Below are 24,421 nucleotides of genomic sequence, written 5' to 3'. Positions count from 1 at the left end.
AGTGCTAATCCTCCTTCATCACAGCATCTATATAGATAGATGGATCATTTAATAGTTTTGCAGCATCATCCATAAATGGCGTAATCCATTCAGAACCCACACCATATGCGACCGTAATAAGTACTAACAAGGCAGTAGGCATAAACAGCATTTTATAGGTAGATTTGTCGACGGTACCTTGTGTTTCTTTTTCCTCACCCCAAAAGGCATAGAGGAAAATACGAATCACGGATAGTAGAACAAGCAGTGAAGATGCTAAAATGAAAATACTACTCCACATACTTCCAGCCTCAAAGCCTCCCTGAACAATTAACAGCTTTCCAACAAACCCGCTAAGTGGTGGAATTCCAGCTAAGCTAAAAGCTGCTATTAAATAACACCAACCCAGTGCAGGGTATTTTTTCATAAGTCCACCCATTTTACGCAAGTCAGATGTACCAGTAATGTAGATGACAATGCCGATTAACATAAAGAGTGCTGCCTTAATCAGCATATCGTGAATTAAATAAAACATCGCTCCTTTTAAAGAGGCCTCATTCATTTGAGAGACACCAAATAAAATGACACCTACTGCAATGACAATGTTATAGATAATAATGAGCTTTACATCAAAATAAGCGAGTGCTCCAATACAACCAGCCACAATTGTTGCAATAGCTAATGCCATTAGTAAATCATGTGTATAGGATAAATCATGTACAAAAAATAGTGTGTAGGTACGTGTAATGGCATAGACCCCAACCTTTGTGAGCAGAGCGCCAAATAGAGTTAAGACAGGGATCGGGGCTGCTGCATACGAAGTAGGAAGCCAAAAGTATAATGGGAAAATAGCTGCTTTTAGTCCAAATACCATTAAAAATAGTACGGCAATAACAGTAATAATCCCTGGTTGATTAATTTCAGCAATTTTTACCGCAATATCAGCCATATTTAATGTCCCTACTACAGAATATAAATAGGCCACGGTTATAACAAATAAGGCCGAAGAAATAATATTAATTAAAATATATTTAATTGACCCTTTCAGTTGCCCCTTCTCACCACCTAAAACGATGAGTAAATAGGAAGCCATTAACAATACTTCAAAGAACACAAATAAGTTAAAAATATCACCTGTTGTAAAGGCACCATTGACCCCAGTTAAAATAAACATAATACCAGGGTAATAAAAGAAGCGTTCGCGTTCCTTCGTGATAGAACCGAAGCCATACCAAACAACAAATAGTGCAATAAGCAATGTCGTTGTAACGAGCAATGCAGACACCATATCAGATACCATTGTAATACCGTAAGGAACAGGCCAATTTCCAAATGTGACCTTTTGAATACCATCTTCTTTCACTGTTAAAAGCAGTGAAAGGGCAGAGAGGAGGGCTAGTCCAATCCCAAGTAATGAAAATGATCGCTGATAAGTTAGATTTTTTTGTCCAAACATTAAAATCATACCGAAGAAAAACGGGATGATAATGGGTAATAGTAGGAAGTTATTCATCCTCATCACTTCCTCTCATTAAGCTAATATCATCCGTGTTAAGCTCTTGATAGGAACGGTAGGCAAGTACAAGGAAGAATGCTGTCACCCCAAAGCTTATAACAATTGCAGTTAAAATAAGTGCTTGGGGTAAGGGATCAGCAAATGTTTTGGCTCCTTCGTTTAAGACAGGTGGAGCTTCACCACCAAGACCACCCATTGTTAAGATGAGTAGATGAGCACCATGACTTAACAGACCTGTTCCAATAATAATGCGCAATAAACTTTTTGATAAGATTAAATAGACCGCTGCCATAAAAAGAAAGCCGATCACAAAGGCCATAATTATTTCCATTATTCATCCTCTCCAATCGTTTGAATAATGGTCATCGTAACGCCGACAACAACCAAATAGACCCCGCTATCAAAAAGCATAGCCGTGTGTAATGACTGTTTGCCTAGAAGCGGTAAATCGAAATAATCAAAGAAATGTGTGAAAAACGGTTTGCCCACAAACATTGGGTATGCCGCAGTAGCAAGGGCTAATAGTAAGCCAATGGCTGTTAAATATGTGTAATTAATAGGTAGAATATGGCGGACTGTGTTGATATCATAGGCTAACACTAAAAGAACAAGTGCACTTGATGTTAACAGACCTCCAACAAAGCCTCCACCAGGTGTATAGTGACCAGCTAAAAAAATATGAATGGAGAAGAAGAAAATAATGAAAAATACAATTTTAGCTGTAAATTGTATTATCACATCATTTGTTTTCATGAGTGTTCTCCTTTCTATTCATACGTAACTTAATCATAGCTAAGATGGCCATGCCAGCTATGCCGAGTACTGTAATTTCAAACAATGTATCGAAACCACGATAGTCTACTAAAATTACGTTTACAATATTTCCGCCACCAGCTAATGAATAGACGGTTTCTTCGTAGTACTTAGCAATAGAGGGAATTAGTTTTTGGGAATGAGCTGATAGCGCAACAAGTGTTACCATCACACCAACTGCAATGGAAATAATGGCACGATTTAACTGGAACCTCATTCGCTCCTCGCGTTTACCAAGCTTAGGTAAATGGTAAAATGCTAATAAAAATAGTGCTACTGAAATCGTTTCTATAACGAGCTGTGTCAGCGCTAAATCAGGTGCGTTAAAAATGACAAAGAATAAGGCTACTGTATAGCCTACAGTACCAAGCCCAATAATGGCTGTTAAACGTGATTTGGCCAAGATGGTGATGGCAGTACCAATTAATAAAACTACGATCAAGATAATTTCATACAAATTAATTGGCGAGGCTCCTTGGAATGAAATACTAAATGCATCTTTCACGAATAGAGAGCCGATAACAATAATAGTTATTCCGCTAAACATATAGAGTAAATAGTGACGCATAGAACCTGTCATATAGCGTCGGGAAATACGATTTAAGCCAACATCTAATCCCTGCATGATTTTGTCATAGGCATTGTTTAATGTTAACGCTTGCGGGAATCGTTGATACATCCCTTGCCATTTTGGTAAGGCAACAAATAACAATACCCCAACTATTATAATTCCAATGGTCATCAGTAACTCTGGGGTGATGCCATGCCAAGCAGATACATGAATATCAACAGCTTGAGGTGAATCATACAAAAATGGCTGTATTGCTTGAACGGCTGGTTTTACAAAGGTATTACCGATAAAGTTTGGAATAAAGAAGATTGTCACAACTAAAGTTGCTAAAAGAATAGGAGAAATTAGCATACCAATCGGCGCCTCATGTGGTTTATGAGGTAACTGCTCTGGTTTGTAATTCCCATTAAATGTTCGGAAAACAAAATAGAAACTATAGATAAATGTAAAAATACTAGCAATCCACGCAACAATAGGGAAGAGTGCTCCCCATGTTTCAAAGCCGAAGAATTCAAACTTTTGAAGTGCAAGCATGGCTGTTAAAAACATTTCTTTACTTAAGAACCCATTAAATGGTGGAAGACCAGCCATTGATAAACTTCCTATTGCAGCCACAGTAAAACTAATTGGCATAATACTCATTAAACCACCGAGTTTACGAATATCTCGAGTTCCAGTTTCATGATCCACAATGCCTGCAATCATGAAGAGACTGCCTTTAAATGTTGCATGATTAATAAGGTGGAAAATGGCAGCAAATGCAGCAAATTTTATGGTATCGATTGAGCCATTTGCATGAAAAGCAACAGCACTTGCCCCGAGTAGTGACATAATAAGTCCAAGCTGACTGACTGTAGAGAATGCTAGAATACCTTTTAAATCAGTTTGCTTCACTGCAAAGAAGGAACCCCAGAATAAAGTTAAGATACCTACACCTGTTACAAGCCACACCCAAAGTTCAGAGGCTGCAAATATCGGCGTAAATCGTGCAACTAAATAGATACCTGCTTTGACCATTGTAGCTGAGTGAAGGTATGCACTTACTGGTGTTGGCGCCTCCATGGCATCTGGTAACCAAATGTAGAATGGGAATTGCGCGGATTTTGTAAATGCTCCCAAGAGTAATAGGACAAGTGACCAAGTGAATAAAGGTTGGTCTACTAAATTTGGTGCCATGACTATCAATTCTCGAATCGAGTAGGTTCCTCCCATTAAATAAAGAAGAACGAAGCCACCTAACATCATTAAACCGCCGCCAACTGTAATCATCATAGACTTTAATGCACCGAAGCGTGAGGCATCCCGATTATACCAATAGCCGATGAGTAAAAATGATGATATGGATGTTAGCTCCCAGAAGAAATAGAGAGTAATTAAATGATCTGACTGTACTACTCCCAGCATGGCTGACATAAATAACAGTAAGTAAACATAAAAGTTATGTAATTTTTCTTTATGTTTATCTAAGTAAAAAATGGAGTAAAGCACAACTAACGAGCCAATTCCAGTAATGAGTAATGAGAATAATAAGCTAAGTCCATCTAAATATGAGATGATGGAAATATCAAGCGATGGAATCCAAGGTAGCTCTGCAGTAAATACTTCACCTTTAGCAACTTGAGCAATATATGTTGTATAAATAATAGCAAGCGTAACAGGTACAGCAAGAACAAACCAACCTGTGTGAATATTATTCATGCGTTTATATAATAATGGCACTAATATTGCAACAAGCATTGGAATAAAAATATAAAGTACTTGTAACAAAAAAACCCTCCTTTATGCAGGTAAGTAAATCAATTATAACGTACTTTAATTGGGAATGCATATGTACTATTGGGATTTAGCTTGCGGTCGTTGGAGAATTTTCGTTATATTATAAATAGGAAGTTATCAATAAAAATAGAGGAAAAAAATTTTTTATGAAGAACCCATATATCTATGGTTATCTACCATTAATTACAATTTTATTGTTTAGTTTGACATTTGGGATGCATGCTGTTGGAAAATCTTTACAGATTTTTCAAGCCATCGGTGTGTATTCAGGAATGCGAGAGTTTTTATCAGATTTTGAGTTACGTGTATTTCTTCTCATCGTCTTTGCCATTGTTTTTTTTATGTTATTTTCTGCCCTTAAACTAGTAGGCGAAACCATTCATGAAGTAGGAATGCTGTTCTTTTCAAAGGACAACGAAGGAGCCACAGTTAGTCAGGCTCGAGGTGGCTATATTATCTTATTTGTAGGTGCTATGTGTTCTGCATTTGCCATCCAATTTATTTATGTTTTAATAGGTATTTTCGTCATAACGATATTTACCTACTTTATTTATCTGATTTATAAAATGAGTCATTTTATATCAATGGGCGGCACAATCGGTCTATTAATCTTTGAGCTTTTTATGTGGACGATTCTTTTAACATTAGTTATTTATGTCGTATTAAAGCTATATAATGGCATTTTGGCAAGTTTGCCGTTTGCAAATTAATACATACTATTAAAATGGTGATGTTAATAGTAGAAAAAGAGAGTTTGAAAGGCGAGGGGTTGATTTCCGCTCCGCCAGCGTCCTTTCCAGGGGGCGTTCGATGAGCCGCTTCACTCCTTTACATTCGCTCCAGGGTCTCCTCTGTGACGTTAAATCCCATGGATAGTGAGACAGGCGAGCCCCTGTACGGAGCGGAGGAAGCGGCTCGGCGCTCGTCCACAGGAAAGCAAGTAGCCTGTAACGGAAAACCATTTACATCTTTAATAAAAATTTAATTGATGGTTTTGTTTTTTAACACTTTAAAAAGGTAGTAGTCTTAGCGACTACTACCTTTTGCATGTTTCACTACTCAAGCAACACGTTAAATAATTGGTGATGAATTTTGTACTCTTCTAATTGCTGCATCGATTGAGGTTTATCATACCCTAGCCATACAGCAGCAGTATATTCATTATTGAGTCCAGCAAGCCAGTAGTCACGATAGTCATTCGTTGTCCCTGTTTTTGCACCAACGTAGCTGCTATTACTATAGACACCTTGACCCGTACCGTTTGCTACAACATCTGCAAGGAGTTCACGCATGTATTTTACTGTTTTAGGAGACCAAATTTGATCACGCTGTGTATCCCAACTATAAAGCTCTGTTCCATCTAATGCTGTGACTTTTCGAATACTATGTGCAAGTACATAAGAGCCATCAATAAAGCTAGTATAAGCATCTGCTAGTTCTAATGCTGTTACACCATAGGTTAGTCCTCCTAATGATGCAGCATAATTATAATCTTTCTCTACAATCGAGCGGAAGTGAAAGCGATTAAGGTAATGAAAGGCTGTCTCGACGCCAACGGTTTGAAAGAGACGAAGTGCAGATGTATTATAGCTATGTCGAAAAGCAGTACGAATTGACACATCACCATACGTATAGCCCCCATAGTTTTGTGGGCAAAACGAGCCCACACAATAACGCCCACCATTGACAATCGAATCAGGTGTATGAGATGTTGTTTCGAAGAATGGAGCATAGACTGCCAGAGGCTTAAAAGCTGAACCAGGCTGACGTGTTCCTTGGAATGCACGATGGAAATCAAATTTTTCATAGTTCTTTCCTGCATACAGACTGACTATTTCTCTTGATTGGTTTTCTATGGCTGCACCTGCAGCTTGCCATGGGCTAGTACCTAAAATAGCTGACATTTTTTCCTCATCATGTTGCTGTTTAGTAGGATCAAGTGCTGTGTGAATGATGAGTCCATTTTGAAATAATGTATTGAGTCGAATGTCTAATTGTGCTTTAATTTTTTTCTTTTCTTCCTCATTATCTGTAGAGCTTAGTCGATCCGCATAACTTTCTTTTTCTGCAATAAGCCATTTTAGCTCTTGAAGAACATAAGTGCTATACATTGGATAACTTTGAATTTTATCTTTCACATTTAATGTAATGGCATCAGCCTTATAGTTTTTTGCCTCTCCCTCTGTAATAGCCCCATTTGCTGCAAGGGTATCTAACAAACGCTCCTGCCTTGCTTTAGTTTGATCATAATTCTTTAAAGGATTATAAAGGGAAGGGTTATTTGGGATGGCAGCAATGAAAGCTATTTCAGCGATGGATAATTCTTGGAGTGGCTTTTGAAAATAATAGGTGGCTGCTCCGCCAATGCCATAAACTTGATTGCTGAAATAGGACTCATTTAGGTACATCGTTAAAATGGCTTCTTTATCAAATTCTTTTTCTAATTCATAGGCATAAAAAAGCTCTGTTAATTTACGTTCATATGTTTTTTCTTCGGATAAATAACGCATCCGAACAAGCTGCTGCGTAATTGTACTACCACCTTGAGAGGTTGTGTTGCTATTTGAATTGGCTACAACTGCACGAATAATAGCACTTAAATCAAAGCCAATATGCGTATAAAAATCAGCATCCTCACTGGTAATGAATATTTCCTGGGCAATTTGTGGAATTTCTTGTAAACTTAGTGGCTGCCGCCATTCGACATATTCCTCACTAAATGTTTGCCCATTTCGATCAATAAGTGTAACAGGTAGTTGGGCCTCTACCTCGGGTAAATGTATTGCATTAGTCATTTGTTCCTCATGTGCTTGTGCAATATTGATTTCTGTTTTAATGTTTGTGCTAATCCACCATAAAGCAGGAAGGGATAGAACGATAATAAAAAAACCAAAAGCCTTTTTCATGTGTGCCTCCACTCTTTCTATAAATCCTTCATCAGAATAACATATTTTGGATTGATTCCAAATACTCGCTCAGACCTATTTACATAGTTTTAAACATGAATAGTAAAAGTGCAAAAATCGTCAATACTTAGAGGGAGAAAACCAGTAGGAAGTATGTTAGACTAAAATGAGGTCAGAAAAGGTGCAAGGGCATCTTTTTCATTGAAACTGAAATTTATCATTAAAGGAGAGACTTCCATGTTTCCACAGTTAACAACAGACGTACAAGCAGGCGAAGTGCTTGTAGAAATGAACACAACATTAGGTGCTATCAAAATTAAATTATTCCCTGAGCACGCACCGAAAACGGTTGAGAATTTTTTAGGTCATGCTAAATCAGGCTACTATAACGGCATTATTTTCCACCGTGTTATTCAAGACTTCATGATTCAAGGTGGCGACCCAACTGGTACTGGTATGGGCGGAGAATCAATTTGGGGTAATTCCTTTGAAGATGAGTTCTCAGAGCAATTGTTTAACCTACGTGGAGCGCTTTCAATGGCAAATGCAGGACCAAACACAAATGGTTCTCAATTCTTTATTGTACAAATGAAGCACCTTCCAAGTGATATGCTTCGTCAATTACAAGGGGCGGGCTTCCCTGAAGAGATCATCGAAGCTTATGCTCAAAACGGTGGTACACCTTGGTTAGACCATAAACACACAGTATTCGGTCATGTAGTAGAAGGTATGGACATTGTGGATAAAATTGCAGATGTGGAAAAAGATTTCCGTGACAAACCATTAGAAGATGTGAAAATTGAGTCAATTACAGTCTTTGAATAATACGTATAAGGACGTGTAGAACATGCAGAACTTTATGTATCAATTTTTATATTTCCCAGAAGACAAATCAGGTTATATTCCAGCAGCATTTGAATTTTTAATTATGCTTATTTTATGTATTATCGTGTTTACGCTTTTCAGAAAAATTTCTAAGAAACAAGAATTAAAATCAAAAGAAATTGAAGCACGTATTTTAGCAGAAAAGAAAAACACAAACAATCAACAGAATGTCTAATAAAAAGAATCTGCTTGCCACAGAGGGCGAGCAGATTCTTTTTTATTGTATCAATTTTTTTTAAAGCGTCGAATAGTATTTTGCAGGGCCTTGATGGCAGTGAAACAAACCAGTACAAGTGACAAGCCAATCCCACTCAATGCAGTAATAAAGGCTACCCATTCAAAGAGTGTATAACTACCGATGCTATCGAAATCACTGCTATCTTTCCAGCCTTCAATGACTAAGTTCATCCCATAAATACCCGATACCACCGTAAAGACTGTTAAAATAAATAGTAAATTATTACTTCGATTATCGGATTGATCTTCCTGTGTTCGATACAAACTATTCAATGTTTCTTTGGTTTCTACATAATGTTCATTTATACGGAAGTACTTTCGTAGCAATTGAGCAATTTCTCTGCCTTCTGTTCGTACGATGACTTCTTCAAAATAATAGCGTGCAGAAAACTTTGTAATCAGCTCGATTAGTTCATTGACAACCTGTTTATCTTTGCCCCACTTTATTTCACTATACTCATAGGAAAGCTTTAAGAGCATCATTTTATAAAAATAATGAATGAACAAATTGTAATAGTGCGTACCCATAAATTCTTGAATACTATGTGTACATTTGGCAAACGGCCTATTTGTAATCGTTATTTGTGCTTGTGAGGAGGTGATAATATAACTGTTAGGAGCCCAGCGTGTATGGGCATGCTCTTGTACATAATTAGAGATATATGAAGGATTAGTGCTAGAAATAAAGGGTTTGCCAGCAGGTGTCCTACCGTCTACTTGTCCTAAGCGAAATAAATGCTCAGGTATAATTTTAGCTTCTTCCTCTGCAATTAAATAAGCTGAGGCAAACATTCTCTCATCTTCAAAGAAAGGTAAGCCTTCATAGCTATGGTCTTGTTGATGTAATAGAAAGGGTTTTAAATAAGGTATAAAATACTTAAATAATAATTCACTCGTAGAAGAACAATGACCAAATGAAAAATGATGACTTGCACCTTTTTCCTCTCGTAGTTTAGCCTCTAATACTCTAAAATAGTGGATAAAATTTAAGATATCACTTAGATCATGCGATTGATCTGTAATATTTGTTCTGACTGTTATAATCCCATTCCCAAAAGGACATAATGTCACATCAATACTCATCACTTCGTAATCATAATTGATTTGACTTTCTTGCAGATGTAAGGTGCCTTGTGTATAAAAAGCTTTCGAAAAACGAATAAAGTCAGGGTTATTCATTTCGTTTGGAAATAATTTATCCTCCAAAAAAGGATAGAAAAATTGGGCAAGTTCCTCATGTATAATCGTCATATCACCATAAAAAGCGTCTTCAAGAGATGTATTGTTTAAGGTGAAAAAGGAAAAGCCCTCGTTTAGTAGTATATCACTGATTTTTTGACGATTTTTTTCGGAATAGGCGAAGGGAAATAGGAATGTCATATAAGCACGTTTAATCGTTAATGGGACAATGTCCATGTAAAATCACCTCTGTATAAATCCGATTGATAAGAACCTTTTCCACAAAATTTTGTTTTTAAACATAGAAAAAGGATAGCTCTAAGGAGAGAGATATCCTTTCAACCATTTTATTGCGCAAAGACCTTTTTAAAACGCTCGACTCCATCTTTCACAGTATCAAATGAACAAGCAACATTCATACGTAGGAAGCCACGACCTTCTTCTCCGTATTTTGTCCCTGGTTCTAGAGCAAGCTTTCCGATTTCAAGTAAGCGGTTCATGATCTCCTTCTCTTCAAGCGCTAGTTCTCGGTAATCAATCCAGATTAAATAAGTGGATTGAGGAATCGTAACACGAATACCTGGAATCTGCTCTAACTCCGTTTTCACATAATCCATGTTGGCAGAAATATAAGGAAGTAATTCATCTAACCAAGGAGCCCCTTCTGTGTATGCAGCATGAAGGGCAACAGAGGCAAATGTATTTAATGAGCCTTGACCACTTGCCATATTGATGGCCTCAAGCTTCAAGCGTTTTTTCTTATCTGTTACGATCATATATGAAACCTGAATTCCTGCTAAGTTAAATGTTTTAGTAGGAGCCATACACGTAACAATGCGATTGATTTCATCACCTGCAACTTTAGCTAAAGGAATATGTTTATCCCCATTAATCATTAAATCAGCATGGATTTCATCAGAAATAATGATGACATCATATTTAGCACAAAGTCGTACAATTTCCTTTAAAGTAGCTTCATCCCATACATAGCCTCCTGGATTATGCGGGTTACATAGTATGTAGGCTTTCACATCTTGGGCTAAAGATTGCTCGAAGGCTTCAAAATCATAGACAAACAATCCGTCTTTTTCAATTAAGGGGCAACTCACAACTTCACGACCATTACTTTTTGGTATGTTAAAGAATGGCGGATAAACTGGAGGTGAAATGAGTACTTTGTCCCCAGGGTTAGTTAGGGCAACAATGCTGTTAGCTAATGCAGCCACAACACCATTACAGAATAGGATGGCTTCTTTCTCTATGTGCCAGTCATGGCGAGTACTTTGCCAGTCTACAATGGATTGTATCGCTTCTTCACTCATATAACTATAGCCAAAAATAGTATGTTCAGCATGTTGTTGTAAAGCCTTTGAAACGGCTATTGGAGCAGGAAAATCCATATCGGCTACCCACATTGGTAAGATATCTGAGGCATCGTTTAGGCCATAAACCTTTTCCATTGCGTCCCATTTTACAGAGTTTGTACATCGACGTTTGATAGTTTGATCAAAAATAGACAAGCAAATCACTCTTTTCTTTTTTTTTTACTATGGTATCATACGAGTATGATCAAAGGATAATAGGTGAGTATTTTGGAAAATATAAAAATGAATCAAGCAGCTGTCCATCTGCTAGAGGAGTGGGATCCATTCCACTTAGGTCCAGCCCATTATGATACAGAAACAGCAGATGTAGTTGCAGCATTGCAAGGGATTGATGATCCATCAACACTTGCAAAAGTTATTCAAGAAACATATGAGCATTCGTTTGAGCAATGGATACCGTTTGAAGATTGTGTAGCCATTTCTTACAAACTAATTGCCATTAAATTTGAAGCGAAATGTATTATTTAAAATATTTTGCATATTCCTTATAAAAAAAGGGGTTGTCAATGGACAACCTCTTTTTTAATGCATCATTGAGGCTAGTACTTATTTAAATAAAGGCAAAATCCCCTGAATGAAAATAATAAAAATGGCGAGTGGGGAGACGTAGCGAATTAAAATGTACCAAATATTAAACATGAAGCTAGACGCAGCTAATTCTTTACGTGAAATATCCCTTGTATAATAATAACCTGCAAAAATTGAAATCAACAAAGCTCCAATCGGCATTCCGATGCTATTAGTCATAAAATCAACAAAGTCAAAAATAGAGCGATCTACTATTTTTACATCTGCTAATATGCCAAATGAAAGGGCACTTGGAATACCAAAGAGGAAAATAACGATTCCACCAATCCAAGCAATTTTTCTACGTTTTTCTGGTTTATCACCAATAGCGATTGCCACGACTATTTCTAACATGGAAATGGAAGAAGTGACTGTAGCAAAAAGCAATAGAATGAAGAAAATAGTTAAGAATAAGCCACCAAGAGGTAACTGCTCGAATACAGCTGGCAAAATAATGAATACTAAGCCTGGCCCTTGATCAGGCGTATAACCAAGCGCAAATACTGCTGGGAAAATAACAAGTCCTGCAAGTAAAGAGATAATGATATTCATAGATGCTACATTAATCGCAGAGTTACCAATCTTCTCTGTTTTAGATAAATAGGAAGCATATGTAATCATAACCGCAATACCTACACTTAATGAGAAGAAAGCTTGTCCTAAGGCCATTAAAAATGTTTCAGCATTTAAATAGGACCAATCAGGTACAAACATAAATTTAACGCCTTCCATAGCCCCGTCTAAAGTTAAAGAGCGAATAACTAGGACAATAAAGAAAATAAAGAGGAGAGGCATCATCCATGTGCTGGCTTTTTCAATTCCGCCCTTAATACCTGCTGACACAATGACTACTGTTAATAACATAAATAGTCCCTGTACAAGTACTGCTTCGAAAGGGCTTGAAATAATATCGCCAAATAAATCAGCGTAGTTGATGTCAGAGCCAGCATTCGTTAGCTTAAATGTAAAGGCACGACCTAAGTAGCTTAAAATCCATCCACCAACAACGCTGTAGAATGATAAGATAAGGCCTGCAATTACCATACCGCCCCAGCCAATCAAATACCATGGCTTTCCTGGTGCTTGTTCCTTAAAGGAAGTGACGGCATCCTTTTGACCTCGACGACCTATCATGAACTCAGCAATGAGGACGGGTAAGCCAATAAAGAAAGTACATAAAATAAATAATAAAATAAAGACACTACCGCCATTCGTACCCGCCATATAGGGGAATTTCCAAATGGCTCCTAAACCTATAGCACTTCCTGCGGCAGCTAAAATAAACCCAATTTTTGTTGTAAATTGATCCCTCGATGACACGAAAATAAATCCTCCTTATACTAAAGTATTATTTTACCTCAATATTCTCATAACACAAGCAAATATCAGAAAATTGATGATAGCATGAAAGACATTTGATGGAGTAAAAATTTAGAGAGATGACATATGAGGAAAGACATTTAAATTATGTAACAATTAGGTAGAATACTTCGTTTCATTATCAAAAAGGGGGGAGAGCTATGACGGAGGTTGAACTAATAGCAAGGGCGCAGCAAGGAGATAAAGAAGCCTATATCGAGCTTATCCGCATACATCAACAAACCGTTGAAAAGTTTGCCTTTCAATGTGGCGTACATACAAATGATTTAGCTGATGTTTCACAGGAGGTATTTGTTAAACTATATCGCTTTTTACACCAATTTAAACAGGATCGATTTACCACGTGGCTCTATAAAATCACATTAAATGCTACGCGTGATTATTATCGTAAGGAACAACGGCAGCAGGCTAAAGAGGACAAGCTACAAGCCCAACAGCAAAAGACTCATTCATCTGCTGAAGAGGATGTTCTTTTGTTTGAAGAGGACAGGCATCTACATCGTGCTATTCAGGCACTTGACGAAAAATACCGTTATCCTCTCGTGTTGTATTATTTCCACGAATTAAAATACGAAGAAATCGCTGAAGTTTTAAATATTTCGTTATCGACGGTGAAAGTGCGATTATTACGAGCGAAGGAAAAGCTAAAGGCAGCATTAATGCAAGATGGGAGTGTTGAAAATGGATGATAAGCAATTTGACCAACGTATGGCACTACTGAAAAAATCCTATGAACGAATGGAAGCGAAGCTTGATCCTGATACTGTCTTTAAACAAATTGAAGAAGAGGATATATCCAAGGAATTATCTTTTGAAATTATCAATAAAGGTCATCAGCGCCCCTCAAGATGGCAAAAGTCGGTTGTCTGGTTTGTAAGTATTGCGAGCGTGTTATTAGTGGGTTTATTAGGAACTTCATATATGATTAGACAGCCTGAAACATACAATAACAGTGATAAACAGATTTCCCAAGAAAATGATGACAAAACGATAGGGACGTATGAAAAATGGGTAGAGCGAATCACCAAGAAATATAAGAGAGTGAAAGAAGATATAAGTAGAGAGTTGAAAGTTTCAGTAGAAGAACTGAATACTTTTTCATATATTCAAAATGCAGATTCCATGTTGGCCTTCTATACGAGTTACGAACGTCCGATAGAAGAGGATTGGGAATTGCAAATAATGGAGAAAGAAATTTTAGACGGATTAATGACCCCAAGACGAGCCTTAGAGACAATCAAAGGATATGGGCCATTATCCTTTAATGAATCTTACGGAATCTTTAGCTTATATAAGCAATCGCTTAATGACATAGAAATGTATTTTAATTCTTTACTTGAACCTTATGAACAGTTTTTCAAGAAAAAGATAGATCGTAGTCAGTATCCATCAGATTTAAAAGCAATCATTGAAACAGCAAGCAAGCAATATATGGAACTTCATTTGGATACGGATGGTTCCTATTATTTTAAAGCTAATCCCATCGATGGGGAATTTGCTTTTGAGCCTATAAAATACATGCACCCTGATATTTTTGGTTACTTTGAGTTTTTACAAAAAGGATTTTTAGTAGGAGAAGAAGGCTTGAGGTATACACGAGAAGAAACAGCTGAATCCTTGAAAATTATGGAGCGTTCATTGTTGTTTGATATCAATACGGCGAATGTTACTTATAAGGAATTAAAGGCAGTATTTGAAAATACTTGGTTAGCTCTAATGAAAGGATCCACTAATTATCAAGTGTATGCTGAAAAGGGAATCGTTAATAAAGAATACCTGAATTTTTTACAAAAAGTTGCTAATGGAAAGTATGGGGAGGTAATGACAAAGAATGCGGCAACTATTTTAAATGAATTACACCAATATAACAACTCAGAAACGTTAGTAGGGCTGTCAATACAAGATATTTCAGCGGCCATTTTGCAAGTTAGGAAAGATACGGCAGTTGAAGAATTTAATATTGTAGACATCGATGATGCAGAGATTGCACAAATTAAGAGAATTTATGATCAGTATTTGAAAAGTGACCCTGAACCATTTATTAATCAGCTCAGTCCTTTAAATATGGTATCCCTTTATTTATATGCAATTTCTATTGGAGATGAATCATTGCAAGAGAAAGTAATCCTATCAAATGTAGAAATAGAGTCTGATTTTTTAAACAAAGTAAAAGGATTATCCATAATTAGCCAAATGTCGCAATACAATGGAATTTATCCAATGGTGGCTGTACGACTTGATGAAGAACATCAAAAAGAGTATGGCAAGCAAATTTTGTTTAGATTATCTCAAAATGAAGATGGTTTTTACCGTATAATTGGTATCATGGATTGATGAGATGATTTTTTGCCCCGTTTTTACACGTATGTTATAATTTAAGCGATATATACGTAGCAAACAAAAGAAAGTGGGCAAAGGTTATGGTAAAAAAATATGAATTAGGAGACGTGTTGACCGGAAAAGTTACAGGTATTCAACCATACGGTGCATTTGTTGCACTAGATGACAATACGCAAGGCCTTGTGCATATTTCGGAAATAACATACGGCTTTGTGAAGGACGTTAGTGAATTTTTAGCTGTTGGGCAAGAAGTTGAAGTCAAGATTCTTGAAATCGATGAAGAGGCCGAAAAAATTAGTTTATCGATGAGAGCGCTACAGGATCGCCCAGCAACAGTAAGAAAAAAAGATGCACCACCACGTAAATCATTGCAGGACCGTGTAGATGAATCGGATGCAAATGGTTTTAATTCCTTAAAAGATAAATTGCAGGACTGGATTGAACAATCTGGTCAATAAAGAAACGAGGATGCTTTCGAATGAAAGTATCCTCGTTTTTTCTATTGCTTTTTTATTTTGCGGATTCGATATTGCAGGTTTTGTCTGCTCATACCAAGTGCATTCGCTGCCTTTGTAATATTGCCCTCATATAAATTTAAGACATTTTGCACATAATATGATTCGGCTTCACGCAAATAGGCATCGAGTGGCATGACATTGTGATTTTGATGGAACATAAAAAATTCTGGTTCACGATTATTTGTATCTTGCTGCTGCACTTTGAAGCGGAAATGTAAAGGTAATAAATCTGAAGTAACAGTGGATTCCGTTGTCATAAATGAAACAATTTCATCCAGTAGTAGCTCAAGCTCTTTTAGATTTCCTGGCCAATCATATTGTAAAAATAATTCCTGTACATCTGGTGCAAGTTCAGTGACTTGTGAAGCAAATCGTTCTCGATGTCGACTAAAATAATCTTCTACAAATGGAAGAATGTCTTCTTTTCGATCCGTTAAATTAGGAATGGTAATGGCCATTGTAGCAAAGAAATAATATAGAGATTTTGACAGCTTCTTTTCGGCAATCAATGTAATGGGATCACTGCCCACACTGCCAATTAGCATATATTTGGACTGTGGAAGTGAATGTAGTATATCCAAAAGTTGCTCTTGAATGTCTAAGCTTAAAAAATCTATACGTTCGAAGAAGAAGGTGTAATCTTTATCTTCTTCTAATAATTGCTGTAATTTATCAAGCACCGATTGAGCTGAACGGCGACTAACGAGTGTCACAAAGGCATCAGGATCAGGTGAAGCGGCGTGGTGAATGCCCTCTGCTACTAAATCTTTCCCTGTGCCAGATTCGCCAATTAATAATACTGGTAATTTTACAGCAGCTGCTTTTTTAGCGTTGTCGATAACCTGCTTCATGGATTCAGAATCAGCTTTAATCATATCAAATGTTAATGGTTCATCGTAACGACGAAGGGGTTGATAAACAAGCTTTTCCAGAGAGGTAATATCACGTGCAAATTCGATTGCGCCAATCAGTTTGCCTTCAACAAAAAGTGGAAAAGTATCATTGATTGTTGTAATTTCATGACCATTTTTATTCCAGTAGGATTGTTTAACGTTAATTTCTTTTTTTCCCGTTTGTAAAACACGCATTAACGTACTTTCATGTTGACGGAAGGAAAACATTTCAATAATGGAACGATCCGCAAGTTCATCAAAATGAAATCCTTCAATTTCTTTCATTTTCGTATTGTAAATAATCGTTTTGCCAGATAGGTCTACTGCATGAATACCAACGGATACATTTGTTGCAATAAACTCATAAAAAGGTAGTAAAGGTTCAGAATTTTTCATAAAAATGTGCACCTCAAAAATTTTTTACTTGAAATATGCAACGAAATTTTGCATTATAATAAGTGTAAGAATATTTTATACGCAAAGATATTTTGCGTCAATGTTTTTTGCATACCCAAACACATCTCACAAGGGAGGATTAAGTATGATTCCATACAAACACGAACCATTCACAGATTTTTCACAAGAGGCAAACTACAATGCTTATGTAGAGGCTTTAAATAAAGTTGAAGGTTACTTAGGTCAAGACTACCCACTAATTATTGGTGGCGAGCGCATTACAACAGAAGATAAAATCGTTTCGTACAATCCTGCAAAGAAAACAGAAGTCATTGGTCGCGTTTCGAAAGCAAGTAAAGATTTAGCTGAAAAAGCGATGCAAGCGGCAGATGAAACATTCAAAACATGGAAAAAAGTTGATCCAGCCATTCGTGCGGACGTTCTTTTCAAAGCGGCAGCGATTATCCGTCGTCGCAAACATGAATTCTCTGCATTATTAACAAAAGAAGCGGGGAAACCATGGGCAGAGGCTGATGCAGATACAGCGGAAGCAATCGACTTCATGGAATACTATGGTCGCCAAATGCTACGCATTAAAAACGGTCAGCCAGTCGAAAGCCGTCCAGGTGAATATAATCGTTATGACTACATTCCATTAGGAATCGGTATTGTCATTTCTCCTTGGAACTTCCCATTTGCAATCATGGCTGGTACAACAGTAGCTGCTTTAGTAACAGGGAATACAGTGTTATTAAAACCAGCTTCAACAACGCCAGTTATAGCGTATAAATTTATCGAAGTATTAGAAGAAGCTGGTCTTCCAGCAGGTGCGGTGAACTTCGTACCAGGTTCTGGCGCTGAAGTAGGTGACTACTTAGTCGATCATCCAAAAACACGCTTCATCAGCTTCACAGGTTCACGTGATGTTGGCTTACGTATCAACCAACGTGCATCAGTATTAAACGAAGGCCAAATTTGGATTAAACGTGTCATCGCTGAAATGGGCGGTAAAGATACAATCGTAGTGGATAAAGAAGCAGATTTAGAATTAGCTGCACAATCCATCGTGAAATCAGCATTTGGTTTCTCAGGTCAAAAATGTTCAGCATGTTCTCGTGCTGTCATCGTAGAAGATGTGTATGAGCAAGTGGTAAATCGCGTAGAAGAGTTAACAAACGCTTTAACAGTGGGTGACCCAACTGATTATAGCAACTTCATGGCAACAGTTATTGACCAAGCAGCATTCAATAAAATTACAGAGTACATCGAAATCGGTAAAGGCGAAGGTCGTTTAGTAGCTGGTGGTACAGCAGACGATTCAGTCGGCTACTTCGTACAACCAACTGTATTCGCGGACGTAGATCCTTCTGCTCGTATTATGAAGGAAGAAATCTTCGGACCAGTGGTAGCCATTGCAAAAGCAAAAGATTTCGACCATGCGATTGAAATTGCAAACGATACAGAATACGGTTTAACAGGCGCTGTTATCACAACAAACCGTATGAACCTAGAAAAAGCACGTGAAGAATTCCATGTAGGAAACCTTTACTTCAACCGTGGCTGTACAGGTGCAATCGTAGGTTACCAACCATTTGGTGGCTTCAACATGTCAGGTACAGATTCAAAAGCAGGTGGTCCAGACTACCTACAACTGCATATGCAAGCAAAAACAACTTCAGAAATGCTTTAATTTTCACATTGACGTGAGGGCTGTTCAAAGTAGGTAGAAATTGAGGCATTTTGAATGAATTTGTGACACTTCTCCAGGTAACGCTACCCTGGCTAAAACCGTAGACTTTCATGACGTAGTTTACCTTGGAGAAGTTAGCAAATTTACCGTTTGAATTGTTGCTATATTCTTAATCATTCTACTTATAGTGATACATAGTCCCTTTCTTTTATAAAGTTTTTCAACATGATTAGTAAGGAGAGAATAGGATATGACAAAAACTCAACAAGTTATTGAACAAACACAAAATTTTGGTGCAGCAAACTATCATCCACTGCCAATCGTTATTTCAGAGGCTGAGGGTGCTTGGGTTAAAGATCCAGAAGGTAACAAATATTTAGATATGTTATCTGCTTATTCAGCAGTAAACCAAGGACACCGTCACCCAAAAATTATCGCTGCTTTAAAAGAGCAAGCTGATAAAGTAACGTTAACTTCACGTGCTTTTTACAGTGAAAACCTTGGTGAATGGTATGAGCTAGTAGGGAAATTAACAAATAAAGAAATGGTATTACCAATGAATACTGGTGCTGAAGCAGTAGAAACTGCGTTTAAAGCAGCTCGTCGTTGGGCATATGATGTAAAAGGCGTAGAAGAGGGTAAAGCTGAAGTTATTGCATGTAATGGTAACTTCCATGGTCGTACAATGCTAGCTGTATCTTTATCTTCTGATGAAGAATACCGTCGTGGTTTTGGTCCAATGCTACCAAATGTTAAATTAGTAGATTATGGTAATCTTGAAGCTTTAAAAGCGGCTATTACACCAAACACTGCTGCATTTTTAATTGAGCCAATTCAAGGTGAAGCGGGTATCGTCATTCCAACAGAAGGCTTCTTAAAAGCAGCTCGTGAACTTTGCCGTGAAAACAATGTACTTTTCATTGCTGACGAAATTCAAGCTGGTTTAGCACGTACAGGTAAAATGTTTGCTTGTGATTGGGAAGAAGTAGAACCAGATATGTATATCTTGGGTAAAGCTCTAGGTGGCGGCGTATTCCCAATTTCTTGTGTGGCTGCAAACCGTAGTATTTTAGGTGTATTCAACCCGGGTTCACATGGTTCAACTTTTGGCGGTAATCCTTTAGCTTGTGCAGTTTCAATTGCATCAATTAAAGTATTATTAGATGAAAAATTAGCAGAGCGTTCACACGAACTTGGCGAATACTTCAAAGGTAAATTAAAAGAAATTAACAACCCAGTTATTAAGGAAGTACGTGGTCGTGGTTTATTTATCGGTATGGAGCTAACAGAAGCAGCTCGTCCATACTGTGAAAAACTTAAAGAATTAGGTCTATTATGTAAAGAAACACATGATACAGTAATTCGTTTTGCACCACCACTTGTTATTTCTCAAGAGGATTTAGATTGGTCAATTGAACAAATTGAAAAAGTATTTAAACTTTAACAAAATGTTCACATTTTAATTCGGAAGTATGTTACAATGATGCCGATAACTATCATTAAAAAAAACAAAGAGGCGATTTAATAATGTCTGAAAACTTAAATCTTTTCACATCAACACAAGATGTCATTCAAGATGCTCTAAATAAACTTGGCTATGATGAAGCAATGTATGAATTACTAAAAGAACCGCTTCGCATGCTACAAGTACGTATCCCAGTGAAAATGGATGATGGTACAACAAAAGTATTTACTGGTTACCGTGCACAACATAATGATGCTGTAGGACCAACTAAAGGTGGGGTTCGTTTCCACCCACAAGTGTCTGAGGAGGAAGTTAAAGCGCTTTCAATGTGGATGACATTGAAATGTGGTATTGTCGATCTACCGTACGGCGGTGGTAAAGGCGGTGTCATTTGTGATCCTCGTCAAATGTCAATGGGCGAAATCGAACGTTTAAGCCGTGGCTATGTTCGTGCGGTAAGTCAAATCGTAGGACCAACAAAAGATATTCCTGCGCCAGACGTATTTACAAATGCACAAATTATGGCATGGATGATGGATGAATATAGCCGAATGGATGAGTTCAACTCTCCAGGCTTCATCACTGGTAAGCCACTAGTACTTGGTGGTTCTCAAGGTCGTGACCGTGCGACTGCACAAGGTGTTACAATCGTAATCGAAGAAGCAGCAAAAAAACGTGGTATTGATATTAAAGGTGCTCGTGTTGTTATTCAAGGATTTGGTAACGCAGGAAGCTTCCTTGCAAAATTCATGCATGATTTAGGTGCGAAAGTAATCGGTATTTCAGATGCTTATGGTGCACTTCATGATCCTGAAGGTTTAGATATCGACTATTTATTAGATCGTCGCGATAGCTTCGGAACAGTAACTACTTTATTTGAAAACACAATTTCAAACAAAGAATTGTTAGAGCTTGATTGTGATATTTTAGTACCAGCTGCTATTGAAAATCAAATTACTGCTGACAATGCACATAATGTGAAAGCAAATATCGTAGTAGAAGCAGCAAATGGTCCAACAACAGCTGAAGCAACTAAAATCTTAACAGAGCGTGGCATTTTACTTGTACCAGACGTATTAGCCTCTGCAGGTGGAGTTACAGTTTCTTACTTTGAATGGGTGCAAAATAACCAAGGTTATTATTGGACAGAAGAAGAAGTGGAAGAACGTCTATACAAAAAAATGGTCGAAGCATTTGATAATGTATATACAACAGCAACAACACGTAACATCAACATGCGCTTAGCAGCTTACATGGTAGGTGTTCGCCGTACTGCAGAAGCTTCTCGCTTCCGTGGTTGGGTTTAAGTAAAAAGAAGATAATGAGTCATTCCTATATTATTGGGATGACTCATTTTTTTCGTTTTTATTTGATTGAAGAAGGTGGTCTAGGCGCTGCTCTAATAGCATCTTTTTTTCGTTTCTTATTTTTTTGATTTTAAAAAATCTTAGCAGAAAAAAGCCCAAAATTATGGTTACGACAACAATTACAATAATAAGCATGTGCAAAAATTCCTTTTATTTTATGTAATGAGTAGTACTATACAACTATTGTCTGAACAAAATCTGAACAGTTTGAAAAAACGCTTTCGAAATAGCAAAGTGTTGACAGCGTTTAATCTTTGCTTTCTCTAGCGTAATTATGAGAAAATCCAACTAGAAAGGGGCGAATTAGATGGATTCATTTACTTTTTTTAACCCAGTGAAACTACATTTTGGTGAGGATGCACTTGAAAAATTGCCGAAAGAATTAGAGCAATTTGGAAACAAGGTATTAGTTGTATATGGTGGCGGAAGTATTAAATCGAATGGTGTATACGATGCTGTTATAGAAAAATTACAACAGGCGGATAAAACCGTATTTGAATTAGGTGGTGTAGAGCCAAATCCACGAGTAGAAACAGCTAGACGAGGTATTGAGATATGCAAAACTGAAGGAATTGACTTAGTTCTTGCTGTGGGTGGTGGTTCAGTAATCGATTGTTCTAAATTAATTGTTGCTGGCGCTAAGTATGATGGCGATGCTTGGGATATCGTGAAACGTAAAGTGTTTGTAGAACAAGCTATACCACTAGGTACGGTATTAACACTTGCTGCTACAGGCTCAGAAATGAATGCTGGATCTGTGATAACGAATGCTGCTACAGAAGAAAAACTAAGTTGGGGTAGTCCAGCAGCTTTCCCGAAATTTTCGATACTAAACCCTGCATATACAGTGACTGTACCTAAAAATCACACTGTGTATGGAATAGTGGATATGATGTCGCATGTATTTGAGCAATATTTCCACAATACAACGAATACTCCTATCACAGATGAAATGTGTGAAGGGGTATTGCGAACGGTTATTACGACAGCTCCAAAATTATTAGAGGACCTAGAAAATACGAAGTTACGCGAAACTATTCTATTAGCAGGGACAATTGGTTTAAATGGGTTCCTATCAATTGGTTCACGAGGGGATTGGGCATCTCATAATATTGAACATGCAGTATCTGCTGTATATGACATTCCACATGCAGGTGGTTTAGCCATTCTTCAACCGCATTGGATGCGTTTAAATGTACCAGTAAATCCTGAGCGTTTTGCAGGTATAGCAACACGTGTGTTTGGAGTCGAGGCAACAGGCAAAACAGTAGAAGAGGTTGCTTATGAGGGGATTGATCGTTTATCTATATTTTGGACATCATTAGGGGCACCTAGTCGTTTGGCAGATTACGATATTGATGATTCGAAATTCCAGCAAATTGTAGATCATGCTATGCAAAATGGCCCTTTTGGCAACTTTAATCGATTGCAAGAGGAAGATGTAAGAACCATTTTACGAAATTCTCTTTAATACTTTAAGTATGAGGCTATGCTTATAGCCTCATACTTTTTTTATTGCAAGGTTAAGAAAAATTAACGATTAATGTAGAATTTTGTCGTAGAAGTTTCTTTAGTCCTGCAATATAATAAAATAGATACATAATAGAAGGAATATAAATGTATTTTTCTTTATTTTAAGTGAGGAAAGTCATGTTTTTAGCTGAGTCATTCAACCTATATTGTAGATTGTTTTACTATAAGGTGATTTATGGAATGACAGAAAAGGATAGTTTTTTGTCGTAATCAGTCAATTCGTGTGTCAATGTTCAGAAGTTGTTCAGCCACCTTTACTAAAATAATTACAATATTAAACAAAGAGGAGAGGGATCAAATGTTGAAACAATTGCTACAGGATCGTATTGTTACATTAAGTTGTATAGAAATGCCATTTCAGCAACATGTTTATAAAATGCAAAATTGTGTAGAGGTATTGGGGATTGAAGCGAAATCATTGCAAATTGAAAATGATAAAATTATCACTGGATACATTGTAGATCAAAGTATATTTTTTAAAAGCGTGCGTTTTGGGCGAACGAATGTTATTTTTTCGGATGGTGTAAATAAAGCAATTGTACAATTATTTGTTCGTCCTTCTGGAGAAATTGTTGTAGAAGTTAAGCCGTATTTGGGGGGTGCTGAGATTGTTCCTGTTTATTATCGAACAATTTTAGCAGATACAGCTATTGCAATTGATTTAAAAGGTGCTTTAAAACATTATTTGGTAGCCCATCAATTTATGAATATAGAAGATTCAATTGCTGAAGTACATTACCAATCCATGCATCCGAATGTATTAAAGGATTCTTTTTTAGGAAATTTCGTGTTGGGTTGTCATGTGGATGGCAGAAATATTCTCAATGCAGAAGAATATGCATTAGCTAATCGTCAAGCCTCCTTACTATTTTCAAAAATCGTTATTCAGCAGAATGGTAAAAGACAAATGATTGCTTGTAATAAATTACTTACTTTTATGATTACAAACCATGTTTATGTAGGTTATGAGGATATTCCTAATTTAAAATTGGTCTAACAAATAGCCAACTGCCTGAAATACGGCA

At 37.1% G+C, this 24,421-nt stretch carries 21 protein-coding genes; 12 read left to right on the top strand and 9 right to left on the bottom strand.

Features of this window, described 5'->3' with window-relative positions; all coding sequences use genetic code 11:
- Positions 1–4: 4 nt before the first annotated feature.
- From NYE73_RS19215 to NYE73_RS19200, 4 genes are read right to left on the bottom strand one after another with little or no spacing between them, the layout of a single operon-like run.
- Entirely contained in the window at positions 5–1,492 is a 1,488-nt protein-coding gene (locus NYE73_RS19215) for a Na+/H+ antiporter subunit D (RefSeq protein WP_311198645.1), read from the bottom strand.
- Complete coding sequence (locus tag NYE73_RS19210) at positions 1,485–1,826, bottom strand: Na(+)/H(+) antiporter subunit C (RefSeq protein WP_004228379.1); 342 nt, start codon at positions 1,824–1,826, stop codon at positions 1,485–1,487. Before NYE73_RS19210 ends, NYE73_RS19215 begins: the two co-directional genes overlap by 8 nt.
- On the bottom strand, positions 1,826–2,248 hold the full coding sequence (locus tag NYE73_RS19205; protein ID WP_004228380.1) for a Na(+)/H(+) antiporter subunit B: 423 nt from the start codon (positions 2,246–2,248) through the stop codon (positions 1,826–1,828). The genes NYE73_RS19210 and NYE73_RS19205 overlap by 1 nt, the downstream gene beginning before the upstream one ends.
- On the bottom strand, positions 2,235–4,646 hold the full coding sequence (locus NYE73_RS19200; protein ID WP_083225415.1) for a Na+/H+ antiporter subunit A: 2,412 nt from the start codon (positions 4,644–4,646) through the stop codon (positions 2,235–2,237). The genes NYE73_RS19205 and NYE73_RS19200 overlap by 14 nt, the downstream gene beginning before the upstream one ends.
- 155 nt (positions 4,647–4,801) lie before the next feature.
- Between NYE73_RS19200 and NYE73_RS19195 the strand changes: the two genes are divergently transcribed.
- Positions 4,802–5,365: a DUF5366 family protein gene (locus NYE73_RS19195; RefSeq protein ID WP_066038176.1), complete on the top strand. Its 564-nt coding sequence runs from the start codon at positions 4,802–4,804 to the stop codon at positions 5,363–5,365.
- 345 nt (positions 5,366–5,710) lie between these two features.
- Here the strand turns inward: NYE73_RS19195 and NYE73_RS19190 are convergent, their stop codons facing one another.
- Entirely contained in the window at positions 5,711–7,561 is a 1,851-nt protein-coding gene (locus NYE73_RS19190; protein WP_066038175.1) for a transglycosylase domain-containing protein, read from the bottom strand.
- 237 nt (positions 7,562–7,798) lie between these two features.
- Between NYE73_RS19190 and NYE73_RS19185 the strand changes: the two genes are divergently transcribed.
- The gene (locus NYE73_RS19185) at positions 7,799–8,386 is read left to right on the top strand and encodes a peptidylprolyl isomerase (RefSeq protein ID WP_004228389.1); all 588 of its coding nucleotides are present in this window, start codon (positions 7,799–7,801) and stop codon (positions 8,384–8,386) included.
- 22 nt (positions 8,387–8,408) lie between these two features.
- A complete protein-coding gene (locus NYE73_RS19180) occupies positions 8,409–8,621 on the top strand; it encodes a hypothetical protein (protein ID WP_066038174.1) in 213 nt (70 codons plus the stop codon).
- A 50-nt stretch (positions 8,622–8,671) separates the two neighbouring features.
- Here NYE73_RS19180 and NYE73_RS19175 read toward each other — a convergent pair whose 3' ends face one another.
- Positions 8,672–10,099 (bottom strand): hypothetical protein, encoded by a 1,428-nt coding sequence (locus NYE73_RS19175; protein ID WP_066038173.1) that lies wholly within the window; start codon positions 10,097–10,099, stop codon positions 8,672–8,674.
- A gap of 110 nt (positions 10,100–10,209) precedes the next feature.
- Entirely contained in the window at positions 10,210–11,382 is a 1,173-nt protein-coding gene (locus NYE73_RS19170; protein ID WP_048394465.1) for a MalY/PatB family protein, read from the bottom strand.
- A gap of 72 nt (positions 11,383–11,454) precedes the next feature.
- On the opposite strand from NYE73_RS19170, the gene NYE73_RS19165 reads away from it, so the two are divergent.
- Positions 11,455–11,715, top strand: coding sequence for a DUF1871 family protein (locus tag NYE73_RS19165; RefSeq protein ID WP_083225414.1), 261 nt, complete (start codon positions 11,455–11,457; stop codon positions 11,713–11,715).
- A gap of 78 nt (positions 11,716–11,793) precedes the next feature.
- Here NYE73_RS19165 and NYE73_RS19160 read toward each other — a convergent pair whose 3' ends face one another.
- Complete coding sequence (locus NYE73_RS19160; RefSeq protein WP_066038171.1) at positions 11,794–13,134, bottom strand: sodium-dependent transporter; 1,341 nt, start codon at positions 13,132–13,134, stop codon at positions 11,794–11,796.
- Between the two features lie 200 nt (positions 13,135–13,334).
- On the opposite strand from NYE73_RS19160, the gene NYE73_RS19155 reads away from it, so the two are divergent.
- The 3 genes from NYE73_RS19155 to yugI all read left to right on the top strand — a co-directional run bounded on the left by NYE73_RS19155 (position 13,335) and on the right by yugI (position 15,992).
- A complete protein-coding gene (locus NYE73_RS19155) occupies positions 13,335–13,883 on the top strand; it encodes an RNA polymerase sigma factor (RefSeq protein WP_048394469.1) in 549 nt (182 codons plus the stop codon).
- The gene (locus NYE73_RS19150) at positions 13,876–15,528 is read left to right on the top strand and encodes a hypothetical protein (protein ID WP_048394471.1); all 1,653 of its coding nucleotides are present in this window, start codon (positions 13,876–13,878) and stop codon (positions 15,526–15,528) included. Before NYE73_RS19155 ends, NYE73_RS19150 begins: the two co-directional genes overlap by 8 nt.
- An 86-nt stretch (positions 15,529–15,614) precedes the next feature.
- Positions 15,615–15,992 (top strand): S1 domain-containing post-transcriptional regulator GSP13, encoded by a 378-nt coding sequence (yugI, locus tag NYE73_RS19145; protein ID WP_004228409.1) that lies wholly within the window; start codon positions 15,615–15,617, stop codon positions 15,990–15,992.
- Between the two features lie 41 nt (positions 15,993–16,033).
- On the opposite strand, the gene NYE73_RS19140 is transcribed toward yugI, so the two are convergent.
- A complete protein-coding gene (locus tag NYE73_RS19140) occupies positions 16,034–17,341 on the bottom strand; it encodes a sigma 54-interacting transcriptional regulator (RefSeq protein WP_103118704.1) in 1,308 nt (435 codons plus the stop codon).
- A gap of 145 nt (positions 17,342–17,486) precedes the next feature.
- Here NYE73_RS19140 and pruA point away from each other — a divergent pair, with 145 nt between their 5' ends.
- The 5 genes from pruA to NYE73_RS19115 all read left to right on the top strand — a co-directional run bounded on the left by pruA (position 17,487) and on the right by NYE73_RS19115 (position 24,393).
- Positions 17,487–19,031: an L-glutamate gamma-semialdehyde dehydrogenase gene (gene pruA / locus NYE73_RS19135; RefSeq protein WP_103118703.1), complete on the top strand. Its 1,545-nt coding sequence runs from the start codon at positions 17,487–17,489 to the stop codon at positions 19,029–19,031.
- A gap of 250 nt (positions 19,032–19,281) precedes the next feature.
- Complete coding sequence (locus tag NYE73_RS19130; RefSeq protein ID WP_004233780.1) at positions 19,282–20,475, top strand: ornithine--oxo-acid transaminase; 1,194 nt, start codon at positions 19,282–19,284, stop codon at positions 20,473–20,475.
- Between the two features lie 83 nt (positions 20,476–20,558).
- Complete coding sequence (locus NYE73_RS19125; RefSeq protein WP_004233781.1) at positions 20,559–21,803, top strand: Glu/Leu/Phe/Val family dehydrogenase; 1,245 nt, start codon at positions 20,559–20,561, stop codon at positions 21,801–21,803.
- Positions 21,804–22,170: 367 nt separating this feature from the next.
- A complete protein-coding gene (locus NYE73_RS19120; protein ID WP_259951311.1) occupies positions 22,171–23,334 on the top strand; it encodes an iron-containing alcohol dehydrogenase in 1,164 nt (387 codons plus the stop codon).
- Positions 23,335–23,694: 360 nt separating this feature from the next.
- Positions 23,695–24,393, top strand: a complete 699-nt coding sequence (locus NYE73_RS19115) for a hypothetical protein (protein WP_048395809.1) — start codon at positions 23,695–23,697, stop codon at positions 24,391–24,393.
- The last annotated feature ends 28 nt before the right edge of the window (positions 24,394–24,421 follow it).

Origin of the sequence: Lysinibacillus sp. FSL K6-0102, assembly GCF_038003545.1 — a bacterium.
Classification (GTDB): domain Bacteria; phylum Bacillota; class Bacilli; order Bacillales_A; family Planococcaceae; genus Lysinibacillus; species Lysinibacillus capsici.
The sequence above is the reverse complement of the archived record's forward strand: the minus strand, read 5'-3'. Positions and strand labels throughout refer to the sequence as shown.